The following is a 10,798-nucleotide window of genomic DNA, read 5'->3' on the forward strand; positions in this document are numbered from 1 at the left end:
TCATTTGTCTTTCTGATTAAATCAACTATAAAGTTGTTCTCTCAGAAGCGACTTACCAAGTGTAACATAAGCTAAACCGGGTGTCAACTTCTGCGAAGAAGTTTTTAAATTCATCTCAAAATATGATGTGTCTCATCGACATAATTTATATTAACAAAAACAAAAACGGTTGTCAACTTCTACGAAACGTTTTCCTCAACAATGATTAATCCAGTTATCTTTAATATGAAGAAAGAAGGCTTTCTCCTTCCGAAAAGGTTCCGAAGTTCTTTCGAATAATATTCTTTTAAAGAACTGCCTCTCCTTATATAGAGGTTCAGAACTTATTCAGAACTTTGTTCAGAACGCATTCCAAACCAATTCGGAACCGTTATTATCAAGATTCAGCGACTAACTGGAATGAGTGTAAGAATTAAGAAAGGATAAATTTTTTTTGTTTACAAAATCTAAGGGAACAAGATCTTTATAGTCTAATTTCTCCCGGCATTTATTGCCCGATATATATAAAAAGCCCACGTGAAATAGAGGGCACACTCACGCTGTAACAACCAGCCTTTTTTTCGGGAAACTAATTCGGAAGGGGGAGTGTAAAAGGTTTAAGTTCCCTCGACAATATAAAACCCTTTGCCTGGACTTTCGCTCGTAACATTATCCCTTTTTTCGCATTACCGAATTTCGCTAATACAATTTCCATATTGTAAAAATGTATTTCTATTAAATCACCTAATTTTGTAGAGGAATTTTATAAATTAGTATAGAATTTTAAAAGAAGAAAACAACGTTGGAAGAAAGGAAGGTGCAGAAAATGGCTATTACTATTACAATGGGAATTCAAAAAGGCGGATGTGGAAAGTCAACTACAACAGGCATTTTATCTTACTTGTTAAAAGAGGATGGCTATCGTGTTCTGGCCATAGATATGGACTCTCAGGGTAATCTAACTGAACTTTTATCTGAGCAGCCGTCTAACGAATTTATGGGAAAATCGGTATTAGAGGCAATCCAGCATAATGATGTTAAACAATACATAGTGCCAATCAGCGATAATCTCGATCTGCTGCCTGCTAATAATTTCTTAGCTACACTCCCTCGTTGGATATATACAGGGAAAACATATCAAGGTGAAACTATACCCTTTAGCGGAAATCCTAGTTTGATATTAGATGCTGCCTTGGATCAGATCCGGGATCAATATGACTTTATTGTAATTGATACCCCGCCATCATTAAGTGAGCAAACAACAAATGCATTATGTGCAAGCGATTATGTTGTGGTTTTGTTCGAAAGCTCAAACTGGTGCTATTCTGCAATTCCAAACTTCATGGATTCCGTTGCAAGCGCAAATGAATTTGGAAAACGAGGCACCAAGGTACTGGGAATTCTTCGAACATTAAACGATGTCAGACGTAACGATGCAAAGGCATTTAACGAAATGATTGAAGAGGACTATCCAGAAGAGGTATTTGAAACGGTAATTACACGAAAAGCACCGGTAGGAAGATTAGCCTTATATGGATTTAACGGAAATTCAGAATTAAAACAAGCAGTAGATCAATATAAAAGTTTTTATAAGGAGCTGATTGAACGTGTCAAAATCCAAGTCAGCAGTTAATGATATTAAAAATATGAAACGTCTACAAAAAACCATCACTCCTACACAAGCACTGGCTGAAGTGGTAGGAGAAGAAGAATCCACTCAAACAACCAACGTTTCTTCAAATCAAGAAAACAACGAAACAAGAAAGGAAGAAAAGAAAGTGGAGAGAAAACGCGTATCCTTTGATCTTCGAACAGATTTACATAAGGAACTGAAAATGCAAGCACTGGTTCAGGAGAAGAATATATATATCTTAATTGAAGAGGCATTGGAGAGGTATTTGAAGGAGAGTAAGGAGTAACAAGAAGTCCTTTTCAGGAAACTCAGGGAGACCTTCGTCCAGAAGCCGGCCGGATCTCCTCCGACAACGGCCTCCAGCTAACGCTTCCGTCTCGGTCTCCGAAGCTCCGACCTCTATTCGAAGAAGCATCCATGCAAGCCTACTCACCATGCAGCCATGCTCGAAGCCAATCCAGGAAGCTCAGCTCCGCATCGCTGCTAGAAGCAAGAACAAGGAAGGATCAACACTTCTCTCGAAGAGTTGATTCCTTTTCTTCTATATATGAGGGCATATTCAAAGAAGGCCAGGCTTACTTATTCTACCGAGGTTATCTTACAAATAGGGACGCAGGATACCGCCCCCCCTCCTCCCACCGATGTGCTAGCGCGTCTTAACGTTCCGACAGGCTCCACTACGCGCTGCACGAACAAGGAAGGATTAAAGGTTGAAGGGGACTGGGAAGGCGGGGGGCTTGGCTGCTTTGTGAGGCTTCAAGGGAGCATTTCGAGGAAGCATGCATCACAAACAGTCGGAAACACTCCGTACATTTCCGACTGGCCCTATCCTGCTTCAACTGATAATAGAATTCTCTTTAAAAACAAGGAATTCAGCCTGGCTTTTATAGTAATTCGAAGAAGCCTCGCGCAGGAGCCGGCCGGATCTTCTCCGACAACGGCCTCCAGCTGGCGCTTCCGTCTCGGTCTCCAAAGCTCCAGCCTCTATTCGAAGAAGCATTCTTGCAAGCCTACTCAGAATGCAGCCATGCTTGAAGAACTTACAAGAAACAAGCCTTCGCATCGCTGCATTGAAGAAAAGGCAAGGAAGCAATAAACCCTTCTTTCGAAGCGTTTATTGCTCTCTCATATCCTCGAGGGACAGATTGAATAAGCGCTTTTCAGCATCTCAGGGAGCCTTCGCACAGAGTCGACCGGGTCTTCTACGCCCCTAACCTCCAGCTACGCTTCCGGCCCAGGTCTCCAAAGCCCCGCCCTCAATTCAAAGAAGCACAATCCAACTCACATGCAGCTACGCTCGAAGCCAATGCAGAAGCTTAAGCTCCCCATCGCTATATCGAAGCGAAAGAACCTTCCAAACAACGAACGTTTATTTCTTTTTTTCTTCTTAATTGGGTAATTCAAGAAGGTATCTTAAGCCAATCACAGAAGCAGCCAAAGTCCGCGCCGGTCTCCTCCGCCAACCGCCTCCAGCATTCGCTTCCGGCCGGAAGCTCCAGAACCCGGCGCTAAGCAACTCGAGGAAGAACCTTGAATGCCAACTCAAAGAAGCTCATATCGTCCTAATCAAGTTCCCTGCTCACTGTAGCTTCCGTTTCCTTTTGGTTCGGGGCCCCAGGGCTCATGTGATAAGTAGTCGCTGCCGAATTGCACCTACTCGCTCGTACCTCACTCAAACACTGGCGCCTTCCGGCAGAGCAAGCCTATCACATGGCCCACCCAAACCAAAAGACTACGGGTCACCAGTAATTTGGTGGTAAAAAATCGGAGATTCTTTTTCGAAAAAATATCCATCAAAAGAAAATCCATGGTAATGATCAGATTATAAACATAAACATTCGTAAGTATTCGTAAAATTTTAAATTATACAGTTTGAAACGGTTTAATACGGTGTGATAATCTTTTTATATACAAAAAAAACAAATTTATACGGAGGTATACGGATGAATATATTTAACATTAATTTATTCCAAATGAAGACTAAACCTGGAGGAATCGAAAAGGCTGCAGAGTTTTTGGCAAAAAGATATGTGAAAATTGGCTGGAGTAAAGTACCCAATATGGAAGATTTGTCAAAGGAAGAGATTCGCCGTGAATTGGCGGACAAATACGGATATGAAGGAAGGTCTTTATCGACTAACTTAGGTACATTAAATACTTTTGCAAAAGTAATGAAAAATGGGGATGTAGTTTTAATCAATCATGATGATTTTGTTCATATAGGCATTGTAGGCGATTACTTCGCTAAAGAAATTGAGGAAGGGAGATGGGAACACCGTCGATCCTGTAAGTGGAAAGCTATGGTCAAAAGAAGTGATTTAAAAGAGGAAGTAAGATCACTTCTTAGAAACATGACCACTGTTACAAAGTTCCCTTATCCCTTTGTGACATCAGGCATTCCTGAAATCCTGGGATTTGAAAATTCACACGAACAAAAAGAGGTCATACTTAACAACCCTCCAGTCAAGGGAACAAGGCCAGATCCTTCAATATTCGAAGAAACAAGCGAAAAGAAAGATCCAAAGTCTGACGAAAGGATGGAGGAGTCGGGATTATTAAATAAACTCCAATCCTTAGGAGCCACTGCATTAGGAATTTTAGAAGAAGAAATGAAATCTGATGATTCCGAGCGCCGAAGGAAAGCCGCAGCAGATTTACTTAATATTTTACACAACACAAAACGTCCTCTGGATAGCGAGTAAAAATAAACTTAAAGGGTTGATAAAATGACTTTAAAAAACCTTGTAAACGATTTTCTCAAACAATATGGAGAACAAAAAGAAGAGGAATTAAAGTTTTATCAATGTTACAAAGATGACCCTAAAACACTATGTTATCTTGTTGGATGGGCTAAAAAATCAAATGGGAAAACCCATCCCCATCAATATCGAATTTCTACAAGTGTGAAATCATATTTAGAAAAATTCTTATTTGAAAATTTCAATACAATACAAAAACTTACAGAATTTGATGATTTACTTAATCTGTTGGTTAGAATTAAAGGAATGAAACAATTAACCGCTTTTGATGCAGCTACTAGAATTGGTGTTTGTTTTAAATTATCACCTAAAAAAGTCTATATACACCGTGGAGCATATAAAGGGGCAAAAGTTTTGTTAGGAAATAAAATAAGAGGACGAAATTTTCTGTATATGCATGAATTACCACCAGAATTACAAACCCTAACACCATTACAAGCTGAAGACTTTCTATGTATTTACAAAGACGATTTTCTAAAAATGGGAATTCCAACAAAGTCTTGCTATGTTGAATCTCAAACAAAAACTACTATTTGTTATAACCAATAAATACAAATACACAAAAAAGCATGCAGATTATTTCTCCATGCTTTTTTATATGTAATACCGGAAAATCATATCTAAACTTATGATAGAAAGACTAATTTCAAAAAGTTAACTAGACATATAATATACTTTATACACGTTCATAATCTCTTAACTTATGCTATACTCATCATATAATGTAGTGTTTTCGGGTTTATTTACTCTCTTTTTAAGTCTATCAAACTCGTCATATAAGTTAAGGATGTGAAAATCGTGTTTTCCGAATATATTTCTTACTTAGAACAAAGAGGTCTATCTCACAATACAATTATCTCCTATAAAAACGATCTGAACTGTTTTTTTGATGAACTAAATATCAAAGTCGATGATTATGTCACTTCTGCAGATATTCGCAAGTGGATCAGCGAAATGATGAATCCAGTAGATTTAAAACCACTGGCCATTACCACCGTTAACCGCCGTCTAAATTCATTAAGAGGTTTTTATTCTTGGGCAACTAAAAATAACAAATTGCAGCACAACCCAATGAACGATATCCAGGATATAAAATCTGCTGATGAAGATTATGAAAAGATTATGTGGCTAACAGAGGATGAATTTGAGATTCTGCTTGAAAAGTTAAGAAAAAAGCCGGTCAAAAGCAGAGGAGTAAATCCAGAAGAAAAGTACCGCCGGGATCGAGCTATTATTTATTTGCTAACATACGCTGGGTTGCGCGTCGAAGAACTTTCTAATTTGAAAGTAACCGATATCGATTTAGAATTGAAACGTCTTCGGGTAGTAGGTAAAGGAAGAAAAGTCAGGACTCTTCCGATATCTAACACGTTATTTTCTGAAATTAAAGATTGGTTAACCTATAGAGCAGAAATGGCTGAGCAGAAGCAGCATGTAATGGATTCTCCATATGTTTTCTACAGCCAACGCTCTCCGAAGTTCACTATTCGCGGGATCCAAACAATGATCGAGAGCTATAGTTTGCCGAAGAGAAAGCTGACGCCACATATGTTCCGGCATACTTTTTGTAAGTGGATGTTAAAGGCAACAAATAATGATATTGAAAAGGTAAGAAGGCTAGCAGGCCACAGCAATATCGCTACGACAAGTAAATACCTTAAAGATTCATACAACGATCTGGCTGATGCCGTGGATGCATTGCCGAAATTCTAGATAAAGATGCCAACCATCTTAAGCCGGTTGGCATTATGTTTGTTTTTAATACAACAACTGTTTTATAATGGCTTTAATAAATCATTTGTTGTATTAAAGGAGGCGCAATCATGAAAATGTATACCGTAGATGAAGTATTCAATTTACTAAAATCTTATAAAATTACAACACATAAAGAAAGTGTTCGTAGATGGTTACGCCAAGGGATCATTAAAGGAATTAAGCCTGCTTCTCGCAAGGAAGGATGGTTAATTCCAAAAGATTCACTAGATGAATTTATTAAAAAACGAATGCCAAATGAATTTAATACAACAATTATTGCAAATAAAACTGAAAAATCCAATACAACATTTGATGTTAAAAAAATTGAAGAACAAGCTCGGACCAAAATGTGGATTGAACTAGCCAACAAAAATATTTGGGAGGGATATATAGAGTTAAAGAAGACTCGGATTCATGAATGTATCCAACACCGCCGATATTCAAAAGATCTTGAAGCTGCAGTTTGGAAAGCCTGCCTGGAAAATAGCCGGGGATATAGTAAACCTCGCATATTCTATTTACTTGAAGCGTTTGGGTTTGGACGAAAACGGCTTTTGCTTGATAAAAACTTCGAAAGCTTAGAAGAACAAATAATTTTTTCACTCATTGAACATATCCGGGGATCCATGTCGTAGTAAAGTATTCTTTTAAAACCCATTTTATAAGGTCTAAAACAAGAGCATCCCCATCTGAAGAAAACGGCAGCTGGGGATGCTCTGAGTATGATAATTTCAGATAAACCACAATACAACAAGAATGCCCTGCGCGCTAACGCTTGCTTACCGCTACTCGCTCCGAGACCGTCTCCCCCTAGAAAAGAAATAAAAAACTAATCAAACTTCTTTTTTTTTCTTCAAGGAGAGAGTAAACAGGCTAACGCCCATAATATAAGGGCGAGAACCATGAGACACTTTTAAGATAGCTGTTTAAATAGCCGGTATAAATGGGATCTATGTATGCCGAGAAGCTTGGCTAGATCTGCTTTGGTTGCTTTCGGATGTCTGTCTATTGCTTGTTTTAGCTGCCAAAGCTTATCCTCTGTTTTCTCTTTTTGCTCTTCTAAATATTCTTTCCTGCTTACAGATCCATGCTTTTCCCGAAAAGCAATCTTGTCCCGTTCCCGTTTTCTTCTCCGTTTTTCGTTCCCATCGATAATAGTTCGTAAATGTTGTTGCTCTTCTGGAGTGATGTTTAGCCATTCTATAATGGTTTTATTTTTTAAATTCTAACCGGCACCTGGAAACCCTTTTGCCATGCAGAAGGGTTTATTGCTTCTTTGCCTTTTTTTCAATGCAGCGATGCTCAGCTCTTTGCTCCCTGAATGGAATTCGAGCATGGCTGCATGGTGAATATACTTACAAAAGTGCTTCTTCAAGTAGAGGGCAGAGCTTTGGAGACAGTGACGCAAGCTTTAGACCTGGCCGGCTATAACAATAATGGTGTTAACATCCCTGAGGATCACCAGGATCCTGGGCTTCTATCTTTAAATCCTGCGCGCTAGCGCTTGCCTACCGCTACTCGCTCCGAGGCTGTGTCCCCATAAAACATAATAAAAGAAGGTTAGACTCTCTTATTTTAATTTCCGAGAAAAAGAAGCAGGCTAACGCCCTTAATATAAGCGTACAGACCATTTAATTTTTTTACCACAAAAGTCAAGCCCAAAGAGAACCCTAAAACTGGCGAGAGAAAGAAGCAGGCTAACGCCCTTAATATAAGCGTACAGACCATTTAATTTTTTAATTGCTTCTTTAATTGAGTGATGCGAGCTGGAGTTACGCCAATAAGATTGGCCAGTTCTTTCCCTTTTACTTGTGGATTTTCCTTTAAAGCTGCGCGTAGTAGGGACAGCTTGTCCTCCGTTTTTTTCTGTTCCTGCTTTAGATATTCTTCACGCGGCTTCACACCCTGCTCACGGCGCATTTCCATGTTAGCGATGCGTTTCCTGCGATTCTTTTCTGGAGCCGCTATAATGGTCTGCAGGTGCTTCTGTTCATCTTCGGTGATGTCTAGCCAATTAATTAACTTTTTATTGGAGATGTTGTACCCAGCTCCGGGATATCCTTTCTCGATCGCGATACGATTTGCTTCTTCGTTACTACGTGCTTCCCAAGCCTTCTCGGCGCTTTTTGTAGCTCGTTCTACCTCCTTTAAGGGTAAAGGATGGGTAAACTCCAAATTAAACGTCATGGTCTGATGCAACGCTTCTACAGGGTCGTTCGAATAGCAGCAAAGCCAATAACGATACAAAAAACAGATCAATTCCCGATAGCCGGTTACGTCATGCTCTCTTAACTGAACCAATTTCACTAAATCTAGGAACCTAGCGTAATGGAGCTTGTATGTATTAAATAGGTGTGCAACTTTCTTTTTTCGACCGAACCGCTTCTTTTTGGATGGTTTTATTTCTTCATTCAGGTCCGGAAGATAATCAAACTGAATATCCCGCAGCTGATAACGAACATCATGCCGGTATTCCGCATGTACTTCGACACCGTTTTTCGAATTAACAGAGCCTGCTACCCTAAATACCCTGGCCGCATCTGCAGCTTTAGGATCGCCACCTAATTCCTGCAGCTGTTCCAGTAAATAGTTTTGTACTGCCTGCCATAAAGGCAACGCTTTATAAGGTACAGGATCCAGGAGCCAAATTAGCACAATACCTTGACCAGAAAAAATAATTAAATTAGGCTCCGGAATGGATTGGCCATAAAATTCATGCTCAAGCTTTCCCATCACCCAAGATGGATCAAAATTAAATAAATAAAAGTCCAGATCTACATACAAAGATCGTAGCTGCCGTATATTCTCTATGCCGCGCTGTGGCCGATAAAAGGTATTCTGACTAAAGAAAACGTCCTCTCCCAGCCATTTTGTAAGCTGCTGGGCTAACTCGCCTGGCTTGTAATGGTACTGCTTGAATTTACCTCGCTCGGTCTTTTTTGCGATGGTAATGAATCCATCGGCCCCTTCGTGTTGAAACCATGCATGGTACTGGGCCAGTTTAGCCGCATTGCTATTTCCCATAAATTTTCCCCTTTCCCACTGGAAAGGGGTCGTATACCGTGGTAAAATAAATTAAATTAATATGAAAAGGGTATACGAACCCCTTACCGAGAAACTCCCGCCGTCGCCAAACAGTAGGGAGTTTTTCTATTTATCTTATATTCTAGCACCCAAAGTTCGACGTTTCTATCCAAAATTATGAAAAACGGGGTCCTATTTTAAGGGGGCTTTTTATATGTATCGTTTTTTCATATGGTTTATATCCAAGGATAGAAGAAAGGGGCTTTCTCGACGGCGAACTAGATCGAAAAATCTTCTTTGAGTAAAAAAAAGAATAAATAAATAAACGTTTCTTGTTAAGAAAGTTTATTTATTCTTTTTCTTCAATCCACTGATAAATAGAATTGTCTTCACGGCTGCATCGCTACATGCTGAGTAAGCTTGCGAGAAAACTTCTTCGAATAGAGGTCAGGGCTTTGGAGACCGGGACACATGCTTTAGCTAGAGGCTGGTGTCGGAAAAGACCTGACCGACTGAGCCGTGCAATCTAATCGATATATATGTAATAGTATTTTGTTTTTTAAAAACATTTATGTCTTGGTAAAAAGTAAAAAAACTAATCCACAATAGGACTAGTTGTTATTAACACGCCTTAGAGGATTCGAACCTCTGACCGACAGCTTAGAAGGCTGTTGCTCTATCCTGCTGAGCTAAAGGCGTAAAATATGTGACGGAGAAGGAGGGATTTGAACCCTCGCGCCGGTTACCCGACCTACACCCTTAGCAGGGGCGCCTCTTCAGCCTCTTGAGTACTTCCCCATAAAAAAAAATGGCTCCGCAGGTAGGACTCGAACCTACGACCGTTCGGTTAACAGCCGAATGCTCTACCACTGAGCTACTGCGGAACAATTTTATATGGTGGGCCTAAATGGACTCGAACCATCGACCTCACGCTTATCAGGCGTGCGCTCTAACCAGCTGAGCTATAGGCCCATATATTGGAGCGGGTGATGAGAATCGAACTCACGACATCAGCTTGGAAGGCTGAGGTTTTACCATTAAACTACACCCGCGTAAATTTGAAGCTAATACCGGTGGTCGGGGTCGAACCGACACTCCTTGCGGAACACGATTTTGAGTCGTGCGCGTCTGCCAATTCCGCCACACCGGCAAAGATGGAGGCGGCAACCGGATTTGAACCGGTGGTAAAGGTTTTGCAGACCTTGGCCTTACCACTTGGCTATACCGCCAAATCGGTTTTAAACTTGCTGCTAGATAAAAATGGCTGGGCTAGCTGGATTCGAACCAACGCATGACGGAGTCAAAGTCCGTTGCCTTACCGCTTGGCTATAGCCCACTAAAAAAATTAAATGGGGCGGATGATGGGAATCGAACCCACGAATGTCGGAACCACAATCCGATGCGTTAACCACTTCGCCACAACCGCCATAATTATTGGCAGGGGTAGTAGGAATTGAACCCACACCGGAGGTTTTGGAGACCTCTGTTCTACCTTTAAACTATACCCCTATAAAATGAGTGGTGGAGGGGGGCAGATTCGAACTGCCGAACCCGAAGGAGCGGATTTACAGTCCGCCGCGTTTAGCCACTTCGCTACCCCTCCATACTTCTTAGGGATATTAAAGGTAATGGTGGCTTGGGACGGAAT

General features: G+C 40.5%; 8 protein-coding genes and 11 tRNA genes. 7 read left to right on the top strand and 12 right to left on the bottom strand.

Annotated elements, in window-relative coordinates:
- The first annotated feature begins 805 nt into the window (after positions 1 to 805).
- The 7 genes from CVD28_RS19850 to CVD28_RS19880 all read left to right on the top strand — a co-directional run bounded on the left by CVD28_RS19850 (position 806) and on the right by CVD28_RS19880 (position 6,761).
- A complete protein-coding gene (locus tag CVD28_RS19850; RefSeq protein ID WP_101595738.1) occupies positions 806 to 1,612 on the top strand; it encodes a ParA family protein in 807 nt (268 codons plus the stop codon).
- A gap of 13 nt (positions 1,613 to 1,625) precedes the next feature.
- Complete coding sequence (locus CVD28_RS19855) at positions 1,626 to 1,898, top strand: hypothetical protein (protein ID WP_101595759.1); 273 nt, start codon at positions 1,626 to 1,628, stop codon at positions 1,896 to 1,898.
- 462 nt (positions 1,899 to 2,360) lie between these two features.
- A complete protein-coding gene (locus tag CVD28_RS27585; RefSeq protein WP_142384805.1) occupies positions 2,361 to 2,708 on the top strand; it encodes a hypothetical protein in 348 nt (115 codons plus the stop codon).
- Positions 2,709 to 3,555: 847 nt separating this feature from the next.
- On the top strand, positions 3,556 to 4,314 hold the full coding sequence (locus CVD28_RS19865; protein ID WP_101595744.1) for a hypothetical protein: 759 nt from the start codon (positions 3,556 to 3,558) through the stop codon (positions 4,312 to 4,314).
- 24 nt (positions 4,315 to 4,338) lie between these two features.
- On the top strand, positions 4,339 to 4,920 hold the full coding sequence (locus tag CVD28_RS19870; RefSeq protein WP_101595747.1) for a hypothetical protein: 582 nt from the start codon (positions 4,339 to 4,341) through the stop codon (positions 4,918 to 4,920).
- 249 nt (positions 4,921 to 5,169) lie between these two features.
- Positions 5,170 to 6,084: a tyrosine-type recombinase/integrase gene (locus CVD28_RS19875; RefSeq protein ID WP_101595749.1), complete on the top strand. Its 915-nt coding sequence runs from the start codon at positions 5,170 to 5,172 to the stop codon at positions 6,082 to 6,084.
- Between the two features lie 110 nt (positions 6,085 to 6,194).
- A complete protein-coding gene (locus CVD28_RS19880) occupies positions 6,195 to 6,761 on the top strand; it encodes a helix-turn-helix domain-containing protein (protein WP_101595753.1) in 567 nt (188 codons plus the stop codon).
- A gap of 1,093 nt (positions 6,762 to 7,854) precedes the next feature.
- Here the strand turns inward: CVD28_RS19880 and CVD28_RS19885 are convergent.
- The 12 genes from CVD28_RS19885 to CVD28_RS19940 all read right to left on the bottom strand — a co-directional run bounded on the left by CVD28_RS19885 (position 7,855) and on the right by CVD28_RS19940 (position 10,753).
- Positions 7,855 to 9,150: a replication protein gene (locus CVD28_RS19885; RefSeq protein WP_101595756.1), complete on the bottom strand. Its 1,296-nt coding sequence runs from the start codon at positions 9,148 to 9,150 to the stop codon at positions 7,855 to 7,857.
- A gap of 625 nt (positions 9,151 to 9,775) precedes the next feature.
- Positions 9,776 to 9,849, bottom strand: a tRNA-Arg gene (locus tag CVD28_RS19890).
- Positions 9,850 to 9,860: 11 nt separating this feature from the next.
- Positions 9,861 to 9,948: transfer RNA gene (locus CVD28_RS19895), tRNA-Ser, on the bottom strand.
- A gap of 11 nt (positions 9,949 to 9,959) precedes the next feature.
- Positions 9,960 to 10,034, bottom strand: a tRNA-Asn gene (locus CVD28_RS19900).
- An 11-nt stretch (positions 10,035 to 10,045) separates the two neighbouring features.
- Positions 10,046 to 10,122: transfer RNA gene (locus CVD28_RS19905), tRNA-Ile, on the bottom strand.
- A 6-nt stretch (positions 10,123 to 10,128) separates the two neighbouring features.
- Positions 10,129 to 10,202 (bottom strand) — tRNA-Gly (locus CVD28_RS19910).
- A gap of 16 nt (positions 10,203 to 10,218) precedes the next feature.
- A tRNA-Leu gene (locus CVD28_RS19915) sits at positions 10,219 to 10,300 on the bottom strand.
- A gap of 5 nt (positions 10,301 to 10,305) precedes the next feature.
- Positions 10,306 to 10,379 (bottom strand) — tRNA-Cys (locus CVD28_RS19920).
- 32 nt (positions 10,380 to 10,411) lie between these two features.
- Positions 10,412 to 10,486 (bottom strand) — tRNA-Gln (locus tag CVD28_RS19925).
- A 14-nt stretch (positions 10,487 to 10,500) separates the two neighbouring features.
- A tRNA-His gene (locus CVD28_RS19930) sits at positions 10,501 to 10,576 on the bottom strand.
- A gap of 9 nt (positions 10,577 to 10,585) precedes the next feature.
- Positions 10,586 to 10,659, bottom strand: a tRNA-Trp gene (locus CVD28_RS19935).
- 10 nt (positions 10,660 to 10,669) lie between these two features.
- A tRNA-Tyr gene (locus CVD28_RS19940) sits at positions 10,670 to 10,753 on the bottom strand.
- Positions 10,754 to 10,798: the final 45 nt, after the last annotated feature.

This window comes from Bacillus sp. M6-12 (assembly GCF_002860285.1).
GTDB lineage: Bacteria > Bacillota > Bacilli > Bacillales > DSM-1321 > Peribacillus.